At 50.6% G+C, this 17901-nt stretch carries 17 protein-coding genes and 1 pseudogene; 14 read left to right on the forward strand and 4 right to left on the reverse strand.

Features of this window, described 5'->3' with window-relative positions; translation table 11 throughout:
- The 9 genes and pseudogenes from ACLTD4_RS27020 to ACLTD4_RS27060 form a co-directional block, all read left to right on the forward strand.
- Positions 1-151, forward strand: a pseudogene (locus tag ACLTD4_RS27020) ([acyl-carrier-protein] S-malonyltransferase); the annotation flags it as partial.
- 16 nt (positions 152-167) lie between these two features.
- Positions 168-908: a 3-oxoacyl-[acyl-carrier-protein] reductase gene (gene fabG, locus ACLTD4_RS27025; RefSeq protein ID WP_242353769.1), complete on the forward strand. Its 741-nt coding sequence runs from the start codon at positions 168-170 to the stop codon at positions 906-908.
- Positions 909-923: 15 nt separating this feature from the next.
- Complete coding sequence (gene fabF / locus ACLTD4_RS27030; protein ID WP_242353770.1) at positions 924-2162, forward strand: beta-ketoacyl-ACP synthase II; 1239 nt, start codon at positions 924-926, stop codon at positions 2160-2162.
- Between the two features lie 10 nt (positions 2163-2172).
- Complete coding sequence (accB, locus tag ACLTD4_RS27035) at positions 2173-2679, forward strand: acetyl-CoA carboxylase biotin carboxyl carrier protein (RefSeq protein WP_055658341.1); 507 nt, start codon at positions 2173-2175, stop codon at positions 2677-2679.
- A 123-nt stretch (positions 2680-2802) separates the two neighbouring features.
- Positions 2803-3225, forward strand: a complete 423-nt coding sequence (gene fabZ / locus ACLTD4_RS27040) for a 3-hydroxyacyl-ACP dehydratase FabZ (RefSeq protein WP_002605463.1) — start codon at positions 2803-2805, stop codon at positions 3223-3225.
- Positions 3226-3236: 11 nt separating this feature from the next.
- On the forward strand, positions 3237-4577 hold the full coding sequence (locus ACLTD4_RS27045; RefSeq protein ID WP_002605464.1) for an acetyl-CoA carboxylase biotin carboxylase subunit: 1341 nt from the start codon (positions 3237-3239) through the stop codon (positions 4575-4577).
- A 202-nt stretch (positions 4578-4779) separates the two neighbouring features.
- Entirely contained in the window at positions 4780-6522 is a 1743-nt protein-coding gene (locus ACLTD4_RS27050; RefSeq protein ID WP_412331710.1) for an acetyl-CoA carboxylase carboxyltransferase subunit alpha, read from the forward strand.
- Complete coding sequence (locus ACLTD4_RS27055; RefSeq protein WP_055658346.1) at positions 6522-7649, forward strand: NAD(P)H-dependent flavin oxidoreductase; 1128 nt, start codon at positions 6522-6524, stop codon at positions 7647-7649. The genes ACLTD4_RS27050 and ACLTD4_RS27055 overlap by 1 nt, the downstream gene beginning before the upstream one ends.
- Before the next feature lie 112 nt (positions 7650-7761).
- Positions 7762-8433, forward strand: coding sequence for a nucleoside recognition domain-containing protein (locus ACLTD4_RS27060; protein WP_117622188.1), 672 nt, complete (start codon positions 7762-7764; stop codon positions 8431-8433).
- Between the two features lie 46 nt (positions 8434-8479).
- Here the strand turns inward: ACLTD4_RS27060 and ACLTD4_RS27065 are convergent, their stop codons facing one another.
- Positions 8480-9517, reverse strand: a complete 1038-nt coding sequence (locus ACLTD4_RS27065; protein WP_412331711.1) for a LacI family DNA-binding transcriptional regulator — start codon at positions 9515-9517, stop codon at positions 8480-8482.
- A gap of 293 nt (positions 9518-9810) precedes the next feature.
- Between ACLTD4_RS27065 and ACLTD4_RS27070 the strand changes: the two genes are divergently transcribed.
- The 5 genes from ACLTD4_RS27070 to ACLTD4_RS27090 all read left to right on the forward strand — a co-directional run bounded on the left by ACLTD4_RS27070 (position 9811) and on the right by ACLTD4_RS27090 (position 15966).
- Positions 9811-11178 (forward strand): extracellular solute-binding protein, encoded by a 1368-nt coding sequence (locus tag ACLTD4_RS27070; RefSeq protein ID WP_412331712.1) that lies wholly within the window; start codon positions 9811-9813, stop codon positions 11176-11178.
- Between the two features lie 13 nt (positions 11179-11191).
- A complete protein-coding gene (locus ACLTD4_RS27075; RefSeq protein ID WP_320922110.1) occupies positions 11192-12070 on the forward strand; it encodes a sugar ABC transporter permease in 879 nt (292 codons plus the stop codon).
- A 12-nt stretch (positions 12071-12082) separates the two neighbouring features.
- A complete protein-coding gene (locus ACLTD4_RS27080) occupies positions 12083-12904 on the forward strand; it encodes a carbohydrate ABC transporter permease (protein ID WP_412331713.1) in 822 nt (273 codons plus the stop codon).
- Between the two features lie 21 nt (positions 12905-12925).
- Positions 12926-15313 (forward strand): TIM-barrel domain-containing protein, encoded by a 2388-nt coding sequence (locus ACLTD4_RS27085; RefSeq protein ID WP_412331714.1) that lies wholly within the window; start codon positions 12926-12928, stop codon positions 15311-15313.
- Positions 15314-15438: 125 nt separating this feature from the next.
- Positions 15439-15966, forward strand: a complete 528-nt coding sequence (locus tag ACLTD4_RS27090; protein ID WP_117622196.1) for a flavodoxin family protein — start codon at positions 15439-15441, stop codon at positions 15964-15966.
- 53 nt (positions 15967-16019) lie between these two features.
- On the opposite strand, the gene ACLTD4_RS27095 is transcribed toward ACLTD4_RS27090, so the two are convergent.
- The 3 genes from ACLTD4_RS27095 to bilQ form a co-directional block, all read right to left on the reverse strand.
- Entirely contained in the window at positions 16020-16310 is a 291-nt protein-coding gene (locus ACLTD4_RS27095; protein WP_025529618.1) for a hypothetical protein, read from the reverse strand.
- On the reverse strand, positions 16307-17452 hold the full coding sequence (gene bilR, locus ACLTD4_RS27100) for a bilirubin reductase (RefSeq protein ID WP_117622197.1): 1146 nt from the start codon (positions 17450-17452) through the stop codon (positions 16307-16309). The genes ACLTD4_RS27095 and bilR overlap by 4 nt, the downstream gene beginning before the upstream one ends.
- Positions 17445-17901, reverse strand: a 457-nt coding sequence (bilQ, locus tag ACLTD4_RS27105) for a bilirubin utilization transcriptional regulator BilQ (protein ID WP_412331715.1), incomplete at its 5' end; no start/stop codon positions are given. The genes bilR and bilQ, both read right to left, overlap by 8 nt.

Below are 17901 nucleotides of genomic sequence, written 5' to 3' on the forward strand. Positions count from 1 at the left end.
GCAGCAAAGTGTGGAAACCATGCTGCAGGATGGAGTGGATACATTTATAGAAATCGGGCCGGGAAAGACTCTGGCCGGATTCATGAGAAAGATAACAAGAGATGTAAAAGTCATTAATATAGAAAAACTGGAAGATATTGAAAAGCTATAGCGAGGAGGATGCCGGAATGTTAGAAGGAAAAACAGCTGTTGTGACCGGAGCCGGAAGAGGAATCGGGCGGGCGATCGCGCTCCGTCTGGCCGCGGAAGGCGCAACTGTCATTGTCAATTATAATGGTTCCGCGAAACGTGCGGAAGAAGTGGTAAATGAGATTACGGCATGCGGAGGCCATGCGGAAGCCATCCAGTGCAGCGTGTCTGATTTTGAGAGCGTTGCGGCTATGATGGACGGCGTCATAAAGAAGTATGGCTCTATCGATATTCTGGTAAATAACGCCGGAATCACGAAGGATAATCTGCTGATGAAGATGTCCGAGGGCGATTTCGACGCGGTTATCGATACCAACTTAAAGGGCGTGTTTAACTGCATGAAGCATGTAGCCCGCCAGATGATCAAACAGAGAGGCGGCAGAATCATCAATATTTCTTCCGTTTCCGGTGTGCTCGGCAATGCGGGGCAGGCCAATTACTGCGCGGCCAAGGCCGGTGTGATCGGACTGACAAAATCCTTTGCCAGAGAAGTGGCCAGCAGGGGAATCACCGTGAACGCGGTAGCGCCTGGATTTATTGAGACAGAGATGACGGAGGTGCTGTCCGATGCCGTAAAGGCGGGTGCGACAGAACAGATCCCGATGAAACATTTTGGAACCACCGAAGATATTGCCGGTGCAGTGGCATTTCTGGCCTCCGGTGCGGCAGGCTACATTACCGGCCAGGTGATCTGCGTGGACGGCGGAATGGCGATGTAATAAGGAGAGAGCGACATGAAGACAAGAGTTGTAGTAACAGGTATGGGAGCAATTACACCGATCGGAAATGATGTAGAGAGTTTCTGGAACGGACTGAAAGAGAAAAAGGTGGGAATCGGACCGATTACCCAGTTTGATACAACCGAATATAAGGCAAAGCTTGCGGCCGAGGTAAAGGATTTTGATCCTAAGAATTATATGGATCCGAAGGCTGCTAAGCGCATGGAACGTTTCTCCCAGTTTGCCGTAGCCGCTTCGAAGGAAGCACTGGAGAATTCCGGCATTGATATGGAACAGGAGGACCCGTACCGTGTAGGCGTATGTCTGGGATCCGGAATCGGAAGCCTTCAGGCTATGGAGCGGGAACACAAAAAGCTCCTGGAAAAGGGACCGGGCCGTGTAAATCCGCTGCTGGTACCGATGATGATCTGCAACATGGCCGCCGGTAATGTGGCGATCCAGTTCGGATTAAAGGGAAAATGCTTTAACGTGGTAACGGCCTGTGCGACAGGTACTCATTCGATCGGTGAAGCGTTCCGTTCCATCCAGTACGGTGAGGCGGACGTAATGGTTGCAGGTGGAACGGAAGCCAGCATAGCACCGATCGGTGTGGCTGGATTTACCTCCCTGACAGCGCTTACCACTGTGACGGATCCGATGCGCGCGTCTATCCCGTTCGATCAGGACAGAAGCGGTTTCGTGATGGGCGAAGGCGCCGGTGTTGTGGTTCTGGAGTCTCTGGAGCATGCAATCGCAAGAAATGCGACGATATACGCCGAGGTGATCGGATACGGTTCAACCTGTGATGCATACCATATCACATCCCCGGCCGAGGACGGAAGCGGTGCGGCCAGAGCGATGACGAATGCCATCCAGGACGGCGGTATCAGACCGGAAGACGTGGATTACGTCAACGCACACGGAACCAGCACGCATCACAATGACTTATTCGAGACCATGGCGATCAAATCAGCGCTCGGCGACCATGCGGGGGAGGTTAAGATCAATTCTACCAAGTCCATGATCGGCCATCTTCTGGGGGCCGCAGGCGGCGTGGAATTCATCACCTGTGTGAAATCAATCCAGGATGGATTTGTGCATGCGACAGCGGGTCTTGAGACTGAGGGAGAAGGATGCGATTTAGACTACACGAAGGGCGAGGGCGTTTCCTGTGATGTCAATGTGGCAATCAGCAACTCTCTTGGCTTCGGCGGTCATAACGCCAGTATTTTAGTGAAAAAGTTCGAACAGTAGGAGGCCGGATATGGAGATCAATGATATCATCAGACTGATGCAGGCGGTTTCAGAGAATGGCCTGACCAGTTTTAAGATAGAGGAAGGCAACTTGAAGCTTTCCATCAAAAAAGAAAAAGAACAGATTATAACCGTAGCGGGAAATAGCGCGGTGCAGCAGATGATACCGGCAGCAGGCGTGGCTGTAGAGATGGCAGCGCTTCCGGCAGCAGAATATACCGCGCCGGCCGGCAGCGGCGAAGGCGCGCAGACCGCGGAAAACACGGCCGCAGCCATTGACTCCGATAAGATCGTGGCGTCACCGTTAGTGGGAACCTTCTATAATTCCTCTTCACCGGATGCCGAACCGTTCGTCAAGGTGGGCGATGCGGTAAAGAAGGGCCAGACCCTTGGAATCATCGAAGCCATGAAGCTGATGAATGAGATTGAGAGCGAGTTTGACGGCATCGTGGAAGCCGTTCTCGTCGGCAACGAAAACGTGGTGGAGTATGGCCAGCCCCTGTTCAGAATCCGGTAAGAAGCGATCCAGGGCTGTGATTGACAGGAAAGAAAAAGTTGAAAAGAGGTTCAGCCGATTTTTAAGAAATGACAGGGTATTAAATTGGTTGGGGCTCTTTTTTCATAAAGAGGAGAGAGAGTCATGTTAGGTATTAAGGAAATTGAAGAAATTATTCCGCACAGGCATCCGTTTTTGCTGGTAGACTGCATTGAAGAGCTGGAACCGGGCGTCCGCGCCGTAGGATATAAATGCGTTACGTTTAATGAGCCGTATTTCCAGGGACATTTCCCGCAGGAACCGGTTATGCCGGGCGTGCTGAGAATTGAGGCGCTGGCGCAGGTCGGAGCCGTCGCAATTTTAAGCGAAGAGGCCAATAAGGGAAAGCTGGTATTCTTTGGTGGTATCGACAAGGCAAAGTTCAAATATAAGGTAGTTCCCGGCGACCGTATGCGTCTGGAATGTGAAATCATCAAGCGCAAGGGTCCGGTAGGCATCGGCAGGGCTGTAGCAACGGTTGACGGAAAAATTGCCGCTTCCGCGGAACTGACATTTATGATTGGATAGGTGGTCGTCATATGTTTGATAAAATATTAATTGCAAACCGCGGCGAGATCGCGGTGCGTATAATCCGGGCGTGCCGGGAAATGGGAATCAAGACCGTGGCGGTCTATTCCGAGGCGGACCGCGACTGTCTGCATACACTTCTGGCAGACGAGGCCATCTGCATCGGCCCGGCTCCTTCCACCCAGAGTTACTTAAACATGGAGCGGATCCTGACGGCCACAGTGGCCATGAAGGCGGATGCGATCCATCCGGGCTTTGGTTTTCTCTCGGAGAACGCCAGATTTGCAGAATTATGTGAGAAATGCAACATCACATTTATCGGCCCATCCGCGGATATTATTAACCGGATGGGGAATAAATCCGAAGCCAGAAAGACCATGATGGACGCCGGCGTGCCGGTAGTACCGGGCGGCAAGGAGGCGGTCCACGAAGTGGAAGAAGCTCGCCTTGTAGCGGAAAAGATCGGATATCCGGTGATGATTAAGGCATCGTCGGGCGGCGGCGGAAAGGGCATGCGTATCTCCCGTGGATCGGAAGATTTCGATGCTAATTTCCAGAATGCGCAGATGGAGTCTATCAAGGGATTTTCCGATGACACCATGTATATTGAGAAATACATCGAGAAGCCGAGGCATATCGAGTTCCAGATCATGGCGGATAAGTTTGGCAATGTGGTGCATTTAGGTGAACGTGACTGTTCTATACAGAGGCGCCACCAGAAGGTACTGGAGGAATCCCCCTCTGCGGCTATATCAGAAGAGCTTCGGAGGAAGATGGGGGAGACCGCGGTACTGGCGGCGAAATCCGTCGGCTACGAAAACGCCGGAACCATAGAATTCCTTTTAGATAAGCACAAGAATTTCTATTTCATGGAGATGAACACCAGAATTCAGGTAGAGCATCCGGTAACAGAGCTGGTATCCGGGCTGGATTTAATCAAGGAACAGATCCGTGTGGCCGCGGGAGAGCCCTTAAGCGTAACCCAGAAAGACGTAAAGATCACGGGCCACGCCATCGAGTGCAGAATCAACGCGGAAAATCCGGAAAAGAATTTCATGCCATGTCCGGGACTGATCACCAATGTCCACGTTCCAGGCGGCAACGGCGTCCGTGTGGACACACATATTTACAACGACTACAAAGTACCGGCAAACTACGATTCCATGCTGATGAAACTGATCGTCCATGGAAAAGACCGCACCGAGGCGATTGCCAAGATGCGTAGTGCGCTGGGCGAATTGATTATAGAGGGAATCGAGACAAACGTGGACTTCCAGTTTGATATTTTAAGTCATGAAGCGTATCAGTCCGGAGACATTGACACGGATTTCATACCGAAGTACTTTGCGTAAGCAATGAGCAGTGCACCCGGATGAAATTTCGTGTTTTCAGATGCAAGCTCGCTTGTATCTGGAAATGCGGAGTTTCATCTGGGTATGGGGCGAATGCCCGACAGACATGGGGTGCCAAAGGTGTTCCATGTCTGTCCACTGCGGCTGAAGCAGCTGAATCATCCCACCAGTCCTCATTTCATTTTCATAAGGAGCAAAACCCATGTTAAGAGACATGTTTAAAAAAACATACACACTGATCGACAGCAAATACAAGACGCCAGACAAAGCAGACGAACCGAATATCCCGGCTGGTCTGTGGAGAAAGTGCAACAAATGCGGTCAGCCCATTTACGCGGAAGATGTGAGAAGTAATTTCTATATCTGTCCCAAATGCAAAGGCTATTTCCGGGTCCACGCCTATCGCAGAATCGAGATGACTGCGGATGCAGGAAGCTTTGAGGAATGGGATAAGGAGATGGAATTTGCGAACCCGCTGGATTTTCCGGGATATGAAAAGAAAATCGAGGCGGCCAGGGAGAAAACAAAGTTAAACGAAGCGATCGTAACCGGAAAATGCACCATAGGCGGAGAGCCTGCGGTAATCGGTGTCTGTGACGCCAGATTTATCATGAGCAGCATGGGCCATGTGGTGGGTGAAAAGATAGCGAGAGCAGTGGAGAGAGCCACTAAGGAGCAGCTTCCTGTTGTCATTTTCGCCTGTTCCGGAGGCGCCAGAATGCAGGAGGGAATCGTATCCCTGATGCAGATGGCAAAGACCTCCGCGGCTTTAAAGCGCCATCACAAGGCAGGACAGCTGTTTGTCAGCGTTCTGACCGATCCGACTACCGGAGGCGTGACGGCCAGCTTTGCCATGCTGGGCGATATCATTCTGGCAGAACCGGGCGCATTAATCGGCTTTGCAGGCCCCAGAGTCATCGAACAGACCATCGGACAGAAGCTGCCGGAGGGATTCCAGCGTTCTGAATTTTTGCAGGATCACGGCTTTGTGGATAAGATCGTGAAGCGGGAAGCGATGAAAGATGCCATTTCTGCGATCTTAAAGCTTCACCGCTCACCGAATCAGGAGCAGAACGGTGAAAACTCATTTTTCCATGTGGATAACTGCGGAAAATCCGAAGCAGCCAGTGGAAAAGAGAAAAAGACGAAGTTTCGCAGAAATAAAAAGAGCCCATGGGATACCGTTCAGCTTTCCAGAAGCTCCGAACGTCCCGTGGCCAGCGATTATATAAACGCGGTATTTGACGATTTCATGGAACTCCATGGGGACCGTTACTTTGGCGACGACGGTGCAATTGTGGGCGGTATCGCCTCTTTCCACGGTATGCCAGTGACAGTGATCGGCCAGGAAAAGGGAAAGAATACAAAGGACAATATCAAACGCAACTTTGGCATGCCTTCTCCGGAGGGCTATAGGAAGGCGCTTCGTCTGATGAAGCAGGCGGAAACCTTTGGCCGTCCCATTATCTGTTTCGTGGATACGCCGGGCGCGTTCTGCGGGCTGGAAGCGGAAGAGCGGGGACAGGGCGAGGCGATTGCCAGAAACATATTTGAAATGGCAGACATAACCGTTCCGATTCTCTCCATCGTCATTGGAGAAGGCGGAAGCGGCGGCGCGCTGGCGATGGCAGTCGCCAATGAGGTCTGGATGCTGGAAAATGCAATCTATTCGATTCTGTCGCCGGAGGGCTTTGCCTCAATCCTTTACAAGGACAGCAAGAAGGCCAGCGACGCGGCACGAGTCATGAAGATCACCGCCAGGGATCTGATGGAACTGGGCCTGATCGAAAGAATCATAGCTGAGGAAGAACCGGCTGCAGCGGAGAATTTAGCGGAACTGGCGAAGGAAATGGACAGCGCCATGGAGGCATTTTTCATAAAATACGCGTCTGTGCCGAAAGAAGAAATTGCCTCCGAGCGATATGACAGATTTAGGAGAATGTGATGGGAAATTTAAGACCATTGGTAATAGGAGAACTCGTGGTTCCGAAGCCGGTTATACAGGGCGGAATGGGAGTTGGAATCAGCCTTTCTTCCCTGGCGGGCGCTGTGGCCAGGGCTGGCGGTATGGGGATTATCTCTACCGCACAGATCGGCTTCCGGGAACCGGATTTTGCAGACCATCCGCTGGAGGCGAATCTCCGGGCGATCGGAAAAGAATTTAAGAAGGCCAGGGAAATATCCCCGGAAGGCGTGATCGGATTTAATATTATGGTGGCGACGAAGAGTTACGCACTGTATGTGAAGGAAGCGGTTAAGGCAGGAGCGGACATTATTATCTCCGGAGCCGGTCTTCCCGCCAGCCTTCCGGCATATCTGGCCGAGGCTGCGGCAGAGATGGGCGCGGCCGGGGAAAAGGTAAAGACAAAGATCGCCCCGATCGTATCCTCTGTTAAGTCTGCCATGGTAATCTTAAAGATGTGGGACCGCAAGTTTCACCGCGTTCCCGATCTGGTCGTGGTAGAGGGTCCGCTTGCGGGAGGCCACCTGGGCTTTTCCCGTGAATCCCTGGAGACACTGGGCGTGGATACTGCGGATGTGGAACACACGTATGATCAGGCTGCCTACGACGAAGAGGTCAGAGGAATTATCCGCCTGGTAGGAGAGTATGCCGAGAAGTACCAGACAGAGATTCCTGTCGTGACGGCGGGCGGAATCTACAGCCATGAGGATGTGATGCATCAGATGGAGCTGGGAGCCGACGGCGTCCAGGTGGCGACGCGTTTTGTGACCACAGAGGAATGTGACGCACCGAACGAATTTAAGCAGGCGTATCTTCACGCGTCAAAGGAAAATATAGTAATCACAAAGAGTCCCGTAGGCATGCCCGGACGGGCGATCAATAACGCATTCTTAAGCGGTGTCGGGCAGACTCCGTTTAAGCTGGAACATTGCTACCAGTGTCTCGAGAAATGCGATAAGAAGACGATTCCCTACTGTATCACCAAGGCACTGGTGAATTCCGCGGAAGGGAATACGGATGAAGGGCTTGTGTTCTGCGGAAGCAATGCGTTCCGGGCGGAGCGGATTGAAACGGTGGATGAGGTAATGAGGGATTTGATGGGGGAGTAGAAGAAAACAGATTTACCACAGCGAAACAGAAAAAAGTTAAATAATATTCGGTTATAAAACAATTTCGAAAATCATAAAATAGTAATAAAATCACCACGGCGGTTGAATTAGTATGTTAAATTATCTCTGGGCGTTTATGATGGTGGTAGGCGTTTTATGGGCGGCGTTCCATGGAAATTTAAGCGCGGTTACCGACGGGGCGCTCTCGTCGGCAAAGGAAGCTGTCATGCTGTGTATCACAATGTTGGGAGTGATGTCCTTCTGGACCGGGATCATGGAGATCGGACAGAAGTCCGGCCTGATTGAACGGTTGTCCCGGAGGATGGGGCCGGTGCTTCGTTTTCTTTTTCCCAGAATACCGAAGGATCATCCCGCCATGGATCACATCGCCACGAATATCATTGCCAACATCCTGGGCCTGGGCTGGGCCGCTACGCCGGCCGGGTTAAAGGCCATGGAATCCCTTCAGGAGCTGGAGGAGGAGCGGCGGGAGGAAGAGCAGACAGAATCAGGGAGAAATAGTCTGGATGGCTCTAAGAAGCGCCAGATGCAGAAGTCACCGCGCGCCGTACCACTGGGAACAGCCAGCAATGAAATGTGTACGTTTTTAATTATTAATATCTCATCCCTTCAGCTGATTCCTGTCAACATGATTGCGTACCGGAGTCAGTATGGGAGTACGAATCCGGCGGCAGTGGTAGGACCGGCAATTGTGGCTACGCTGGCCAGTACGATCGTGGCCGTCGTGTACTGCAAGGTGATGGACAGAAAACGGGGAGCATAAGGCTCTCTGTTTTTTTGCCTGGTTGATGGCCCGCTGACCTCAGGCATTACAGCAGCGACAGCGTAGACTGCCGCTCCACCAGCTCCACATCCAACTGGACATGCGGCTGCTCCACACGTCCGGTGCGGAGTTTTTCCAGCAGCAGTTCCATGGCTGTTTCAGCCTTTTTGATGACATTCTGTGAGATCGTTGTCAGCTTCGGCGTCGTATAGGTGGATACTGCCAGATTATCGTAGCCGATGACGGAGAGATCCGTAGGAATCCGCAGGCCCCCCAGTCTGGCGCCCTCCATGATGCCGATGGCGCAGATATCGGCCGTGGTGACAAGCCCGGTGATCTTAAGGGCGCTGGCCGCGATGGCCTTGCCGGCGGCGACCCCTTCCTCGTATGAGGGGGAATAGGAAAAGATACAGTTGGGATCACATCCGAGTCCGCTTTCTTCCATGGCGGTCTGGTAGCCTTCAAATCGGTCTGTTAAAAGAGGATTGCCTTCGTAATTTGCCACGAAGGCAATTTTTTTATGTCCGCGGTTAATGAGATAGCGAGTCGAGAGGTAACAGCCCTTTCGGTCGTCGGAACAGACATTGATGACCTCCGGATTGTCTGTTCTTGCGTCGAAAAGGACTACGGGAAGATGAGTCTCTGCAACAATCGCGTTGATGGAATCCTCAAAACGGTCTCCCAGGCGGGGATAGAGAAAGATTGCGCCGTCAACGTTCCAGTTGCGCATCAATATAGACAAATCATCCTGAGACCGGACTGCGCGTATCATGACGAAGTATCCGTTGTCACGCAGCTCTCTTTCAATCACGCCGATCATGGAGCTGACGTACGGATTGTCAAAGTAGCTAACCGAAGTTCCGTTGTCCTCCTTGTCATCCAGGGGGACGATAACTCCTATAATATGAGAGGATTTGACCGTCAGGCTCCTTGCAGACAGGTTCGGAACGTAATTGTACTCTTTTATAATGGAATTTACTTTTTCTATGGTTGCGGCAGAAACGCGGCTGTGCTTTCCATTGATGACGTTGGACACGGTCATCATGCTGACGCCGGCTTTTTCTGCAATATCTTTTAATGTCATGTTTTTATCCCCCTTTTCTTAAATTGTATTTAGCGCTAAATATATTATACACTATGAAGTTGAAAAACGCAATTGCATTTTGACAAGCTTTGGTATAAGTGCATAGTTTAAATGGGTTTAAACTATTTAAAAATGACAAAATATAAAAATAATATTGACAGTGTCTCGTTCGAGTGGTATTCTCATGTTAGATTTAACGCTAAACCTTAATGAAACCAATTGCAGCGATTACCGTTTTCAGAAAACAGAGACTGAAACGGTGACCACGCGAAAAGAACAAGGAGGAGTTTAAAATGAAGAAATGCTGGATAGCAGCCGGCCTGGCTGCGGCGATGATGGTGACAAGTCTTACGGGATGCGGCAGCTCGGACGGGAAAAAGGCTGTGGAGAGCGCAGCGGTAAACGTGCCGACAGAACCGTTTGGCGATACGGTAAAGTATGATCCGTCGTTGCCAATTAACGATGGAAAAGACATTTCCGTTGAATTCTGGGAATGGGGCAGTGACAATCTGTTTCAGGAGCTGATCGACGGTTATACAGCGATTCACCCCAATGTTTCCATCAAACTGGTCAACAATCCATGGGACGACTACTGGACTAAACTTCCTCTTTCGCTTGGCGGTGCAAACGGACCTGCAATTTTTAACGTACATAACAGCCAGCATGAAAACCTGATTAACTATATGGCCCCGTATGAGGTATCATCAGACGATTTGGATGCGGATTTTAACGGCGTAAGCGCCCATGTCATCGACGGCAAGGTTTACTATATTGACTACGGCATCATGACAGGCTCTGTTTACTATAACAAGGACATGTGGGAGGCCGCGGGGCTTACAGACGCGGATTATCCAAAGACCTGGGATGAGATGCGGGAAGTGGCGAAGAAGCTGACCATCAAAGATGGTAACAGCTTTGTACAGGCCGGGTTAAACTTTAATGGAACCTTCCATCAGAATTACCTACTGGGCTTGAATTACCAGCTGGGCCAGGATTTATTCGAAGATGACAAAAAGACAGCTACTGTCAATAATGACGCCATGAAGGCGGTTATGCAGCTTCTGGTGGATTTATACGAGGTTGACGGAGTCGGTTCCAAGGATTTCGGAGCAGAGGGCGCGGACAGCTTTGGACAGGGACAGTCAGCCATGACAATCCAGTGGGGCCATTTTAACAATACGTTAAAGACAAACTTCCCGGATATCAACTTTGGCGTCTTTGAGATTCCGGTATTTGAGGAAAATCCATATGCTTATAACCGGTATAACGGCGAGTCTACATTTGGTATCAATAAGAATGCTCCCGTGGATCAGCAGGCCGTTGCACAGGATATTGTGAAGTATTTCCTGGCAAACAATGACATTCAGAAGAAATTCAACATTGCCATGAGTACCTTCCCGGCGAAGAAATCACTGGCTGAGGATGCGGAGATTCTGGCCAATCCGTCCATGGCGGTTCTGGCGGATCACATCGACCGTTACATCTGGCCGGGTCCGATGCCGGCGACCATGGAGACATCTTTAAAGACTGCCGGTGAAAATGTATTCTTTAACGGCATGTCCATTAACGATGCGTTGGCCGAGGCTGAAGAGACTATACATAACGACATGAAGAACAGCAGTTTTGAATCAGTAGAAAGCCTTTATAAATACGCGGAGTAGAGGAGGGAAAACCATGTTCCGTAAAACAAATCCCCTGCAGAGCAAAAGTGAAATTCTGCTCCGCAATATCACAGTGACCGGAATGCTCCTGTTCTATACGGTATTTTTGCTGGTGCCGATTGGGATCGCATTTGCAGGCAGCTTTCACGAATGGAATCCGCTGAGCGGCATTTACCGGTTCAATGGTATTGAAAATTATGTTAGTGTATTTACCAGCGCGCTTTTTGGCAAATCCATGCTCAATACCCTGATATTTTCTGTTGTAGTTATCTTCTTCCGGGTAGGGCTGGGCCTTGCGATTGCTATAGCCATCTACTCAAACCTGATTAAGCATAAAAGCTTTTTCCGCGCAATTTATTACATGCCGGTGGTTACGCCGATGGTGGCGGTGGCCTTTGTGTGGAAATTCCTGTATAATCCGCAGATTGGTGCGATCAATCAGATCCTGGGACTTGATATCAACTGGCTGATGAATCCGAAGACGGCGCTGCTTGCCATTATGATTATGACGATCTGGAAGGATTTCGGCTATGCGGTCGTTATGTTTATGGCAGGCCTCTACTCCCTTCCCAGCGATGCCATGGAGGCGGCGAGAGTGGATGGCGCGTCTTCCTGGCAGACCTTCAAGTATTTAACACTTCCGCTGTTGAAGCCCATGACGCTGTTTGTGGTGATTACGTCCATCATTTCCTATATCCAGGCGTATGTACAGGTGTTGATCCTGACGGAAGGCGGTCCGGGAACAGCCACCTACCTCTCCTCTTATATTATTTATAATGAGGCATTCGTGAAATACAATTTCGGGTATGCATCCGCGATGTCCTTTGTACTGTTTGTCATCACCGCGGTATTTACCTGGCTGTCATTCCGGGTATCCGGGGATTCGGAATAAGGAGGAAATGTCATGAAAAAGAAGGTAAGCAGTATCGTACTGAATCTTGTTTTGCTGGTACTGGGAGTCGTGACCGTGTATCCGTTTTTATGGATGCTGGCCTCCTCTTTTAAGAAAAACAGTGAGATTGTGGCCCTGCATCAGACCTTCCTGCCAAAGCTGTTTACGGCGGGAAATTACGTGTCCATGAATGCTCATTTTAACTTCATGAGATTCTTTACAAACAGTATTTTTATTACGCTGGCTATCACAGTGATCGTGATCTATACCAGCACCCTGTGCGGATTCGTACTCAGCAAATATAAATTTAAAGGAAGAGACGCGCTCTTCGGCCTTGTGCTGGCGACCATGATGATTCCATGGTGTGTTACCATCATTCCAAGATACTCCATGATTAAGGCCTTTGGCTGGATGAACTCCTATGCCGCGCTGATCGTGCCTGCGTCATTTTCCGGCTTCGGTATCTTTATGATGAAACAGCATATTGCATCCGTGCCCAATGAAATACTGGAGGCCGCCAGAATTGACGGGGCAAATGAGTTTTATATCTTCCATAAGATTGTGATCCCCATGTCAAAGAACGGGATTTCCAGTATTGCGATATTCCAGTTTTTATGGGCGTGGGAAGATTTCCTCTGGCCTTATCTGGTTATTGATGACAGCAGGAAACAGCTTCTGTCCGTGGGTCTTAAGATGTTTAACGGGCAGTATTCCACAGATTACGGCGCACTGTTTGCAGCCACTACGATTTCAATCATACCGGTTCTGGCGGTTTACTTATTCTTCCAGAAACAGTTTATCGCAGGAATCGCCGCGTCGGCAGTAAAGGGTTAAAGACAGAAGGAGAATATGGTGATGAGAGATATATTTAAGGTAAAGACAAATCCTGCAGCCTGCGGGGAAAATATAGTGCTGGGCGATTGCTACCGTATCAGCGTACTGACGGACGGACTGATCCGGCTGGAATATCAGGAAAACGGCCATTTTGAAGACCGTCCCTCACAGATGGCGTGGAACCGTGATTTTAAACCAACCCGGTATCGGGTCATTAAGACGGAAGACGGGATTGAGATTCTGACAAAACGGATTCATCTGATTTATGATGAGAAGAAATTCTCTAAAAACGGATTGAGTATCCAGGTGATTGGAAACTTAAGTGCATATCACAGCATCTGGCATTATTCTGAGGAAATTCATGATCTGAAGGGAACCGCAAGAACACTGGACGAGGTGGATGGCTCAACGGAGCTGGAGCACGGAGTCCTTTCCCGGTTTGGATATTCTGTTCTTGATGATGGAAAAAGCATGCTCCTGACAGAGGACGGCTGGGTTGAGCCGAGATGCGGCGGGGGCGAGGATATCTATTTCTTCGGTTACGGCCATGACTATCTGGAATGCCTGAAGGACTTTTACTATCTCAGCGGCAGATCGCCCATGCTTCCTCGCTTTGCCCTCGGGAACTGGTGGAGCAGGTACTATAAGTATACGGAGGAATCGTATCTGGCTTTAATGGACCGGTTCGAGCGTGAAGATATCCCATTTACGGTGGCTGTCATCGATATGGACTGGCATCTGGTGGATATCGATCCGAAATACGGCAGCGGATGGACCGGGTATACGTGGAATCGCAGCCTGTTTCCCGATCCGAAGCGTTTTCTTCAGACGCTTCATAAACGCGGGATGCGGACGACTCTGAATGTCCATCCGGCGGAAGGCGTCCGGGGCTTTGAGGAAATGTATCCGGATATGGCCAGAGCGCTGGGCGTGGACTGGGAAAAGGAAGATCCGATTAACTTTGATATTGCGGATCCGGCTTTTCTGGAGGCTTATCTTGAGTATGCGCACCATCCTTATGAGGAAATGGGCGTGGATTTCTGGTGGGTGGACTGGCAGCAGGGGAATAACAGCAAAATTCCGGGACTGGATCCGCTTTGGTTGCTGAATCACTACCATTTTCTGGACAGTAAGAGGGAGGGAAAACGCCCGATGACATTTTCCCGGTATGCGGGTCCGGGAAGCCACAGGTATCCGGTAGGATTTTCTGGCGATACCATCACCACATGGGAATCCCTCGATTTCCAGCCGTATTTTACGGCCAACGCTTCCAATATCGGCTATGGCTGGTGGAGTCATGATATCGGAGGCCACATGAGGGGCTATAAGGACGACGAGATGGAGGCGCGGTGGGCGCAGTTCGGCGTATTTTCTCCGATTATGCGGCTTCACAGTTCCTGCAGTGAATTTAATGGAAAAGAACCGTGGCGCTTTAAGAAGGAGTCGGAGGCTGTGATGGGGGAATTCCTGCGCCTGCGCCACCGTCTGATGCCTTACCTTTATACCATGAACTACCGGGCGAGTGAGTCGGCTGAGCCGATGATCATGCCGATGTATTATAAGCATCCGGAAGCGGCGGAGGCCTACGAGGCGGCCAACCAGTATTATTTCGGAAGCGAGATGATCGTAGCTCCCATTACCGCGCCGCGGATTCGGAAAATCAACGAGGCAAAGGTGTGCGCATGGATTCCGGAAGGGATTTATATCGATTTCTTCAACCATATGGTGTATGAAGGCGGAAGAGTCATGGAACTCTACCGGCCGCTGGAGACGATTCCGGTACTGGTGAAGGCCGGAGGTGTGATTCCCATGACGGACAGCACCGGGGCCGCCGATGTTACGAAAAACCCGGAGACTCTGCGAATCCGGATCTTCGGAGGCGCGGATGGCGCATTTACGCTGTATGAGGATGACAATGAGACGTGTGATTACGAACAGGGCGTATGCGTGACGACGGAGATGAAGCTTGACTGGGAGGGGGAGAAACAGACCTTTACCATTGATTCGGCCAGGGGAGCGCTGGAACTGATACCTGAGAAGAGAAATTACGTTCTGGAGTTTGCCGCGGTGACGGATGCAGAGTGCCATGTGAGCCTGAATGGCGGGGAAACCGCATGCAGAAGGTCTTATGATGAGGACCGCAGAACACTGACCCTGGAGATCGATCAGGTTAGTACCGCAGAAACGCTGGTTGTAAGCTTTGAGACGAACATGAAGCTTTCTGAAAACCCGGTGGAGAAACTTGCCTTTGAGTTTTTGAATCAGGCGGAGATCGAGTTTGAGACAAAGGAAATGTTGTTTAGGCGGATCCGGGTAGGGAAGAGTTTGAAGGTCTTTCTTTCGGAGCTGCAGGCGATGGAGATTGATGGGGAGATTAAGGGGGCGCTGGTGGAGATTTTGACGGCATAAGACGCATGAGGCTGTGTCGGGAAATGAATAAATAAGACCCCCAAAAACACTTGAAAAACAGCCCCAATCCACCTATACTAATCATAGAAGCATCATGGCAGGTCAGCGGAGAAGGAGGCTTTAATATGAACATTTTAGTAGTAACGGGAAGTCCGAGAAAAGGCGGTAACACAGAGATACTGGCGGATGCATTTGCTCAGGCCGCGAAGGAGAGCGGCCACGAGGTGACCGTGCGGAAGTTAAGCCGGCTGAAGGTAGGCCCCTGTCTGGCCTGCGAGTACTGTTTTACCCATGACGGCGTCTGTGTGCAGAATGATGATATGAACGAGATTTTGCAGGATGTACATAAAGCGGATATGCTGGTACTGGCATCGCCCATCTACTGGTTCGATATTTCGGCACAGATCAAGTGCTTTATCGACCGGATGTATGCGTGCGCCAAAACGGGATTTCACATTACTTCGGCGGCTATGCTGCTGGATTCCGGCTCGCCGGGAGTCTATAACGCGGCCCAGGCCCAGTTAAAGGACATCTGCGATTACTTAAAGTGGGAGAATAAAGGAGCTTTTACGGCGCCTGGTATGGTGGAGAAGGGAAGTATCTATCAGTCCGCGGCGCTTGCACAGGTCAGGACGTTTGCGGAGAATCTGTAGGCATGGGGCCGGTATCCATATGGGTGCCGGCCTTTTCTGTTTTATACTTGCCATCACCGAATCAACTGAATCCTGCCAATAACAGGCAGCTTTTTCTTCTGCCCCTGAATGGCGGATACGATCCCCATAACAGCCAGAATCAGCACAATACAGTTTAAAAGATCGCCGGCCAAAGTCATGTGCGGAATAAAAGAAATGCAGCCGAACAGAATGTTGGCAATCAGGAGAATCAGCCCCTGGTTTAAATGGAAGCGCACGAATGAGTCTTTCCCGGGGACAAGCGCGGGGATGATGATTAAAATACTTAAGTAAGAGAGACAGGCATAGAGTTTTGAATGCTTCATGGTAAGACCTTCCTTTCATGGCTGAGTGATTCATTAGTAGTTTTTATACGATCCCGAATACAATGCACTCCTTTATGGGCCTGCATACCTCCCAGGCACTCCCGGTTGCATCCTGTGCAGGTGAAAATCTGAGAACCGGCGCCGGAGGCGGTTTTTTTAACCCATTCGGGATCTGCGATCAGCTGGCGGCTCATGGCGGCCAGTTGGATTCGTCCTGATTTCAACTGTTCTTCCACGAAATCAGGAGAACAGAGCCGTCCAACTCCGCAGACCGGTAAATCGGTCAGACGGCTGACCTCATCACAGAAGGGTAAAAAGCAGCCCTGCCCGTGAAAATAGGGATGTGAGGCCGGCGGTATGGTATCGCTTAAGTCGGAATGGTTGGCCAGAGTGACGTGAAAGCTGTTCACGCCAGCCTGCTCTAAGAGCGGAACAAAGACCGGAAGCTCTTCCTTCAGTACCCCGGCATTGCCATAATGGGGATCTTCCTGACGGACTGCCAGCTTATAATCGATGGTCATATCGGGAAGTGCTTTCCGGACGGCGGCGACTGCTTCGCAGGCAAAACGAGCCCGGTTCTCCGCACTCCCTCCATACCGGTCTGTGCGCTGATTGTAAATGGAGGAAGAAAAACTTCCGCACATCCGGTCGCCGTGGATTTGAATGACATCAAATCCGGCTTCCTTTGCTAAAACGGCCGCTTTGGCGAAGCCCTGTGTGATCTCGGTGATTCTCTTGTCGGTCAGGCCGGTTATATAGCCGGATACCGTATCGTTTAAAAGGACTCTCATCTCCTCCGGTTTGATCTTTCCGGTGATCATGCCCGGCAGATATTTGATCAGACTACGGAACTGTGAGTCCGACATATGCAGCTGGGCGGCCGCCAGGGCGCCGTTTTCGTGAATCGTTTCCGTGATCCTGCGGTAACGGAGAAATCCTTTCCGGCTGTACAGGGACAGAAATGGGCTTTTCAGTACAGGAACATCCCCGATGATGATCATGGCTGTTCCGCCCCGGGCGATGGCGCCCAGTTTTTCCAAGTACTCCTCTTCCTTAAGGCCCATGGAGGTAGGGGCGAAGATAATTCTGTTTTTCAGGGTTACATTACCCAGCTTGAATGGGCTGTTAATCGTCTCATACATGGCTCTGTCCCCCTCTACCGCCTTCCTGAGTGCAGACGCGCCGGAGCAATTCCAAAAGCTGTTCTCTCTGCCCGTCGTTCAAGTTCCGGCAGACGATCTCATCCCAGTCATGAAGCAGAGTATGAAGTTCCTTGAAAATGGCTTCCCCCTGCGATGTAAGCGTTAAATGGTAATGCCGGTGATCTACGGTATCGCGGGTGCGGACCACGTAGCCTAACTGTTCCAGTTTGCCAATGCACCGGGTCACATGCCCGTTGTCTGCCCTGAGAAAATGGGCGGCATCACTGAGTGAACAACCGGGATTTTTACCAATGTAAATAATATAATAAAACAGGCCATCCGTAAGACCGTACTGCTTGAGTCTGGCATCGGAATAGGCATTCAGATCTTTTCTCAGGGCAGTAATATAATAAGCGAGAGAATCTGGCATGGGAAGCGCTCCTTTCAAT

The sequence above is a fragment of the Hungatella sp. genome, assembly GCF_046966825.1.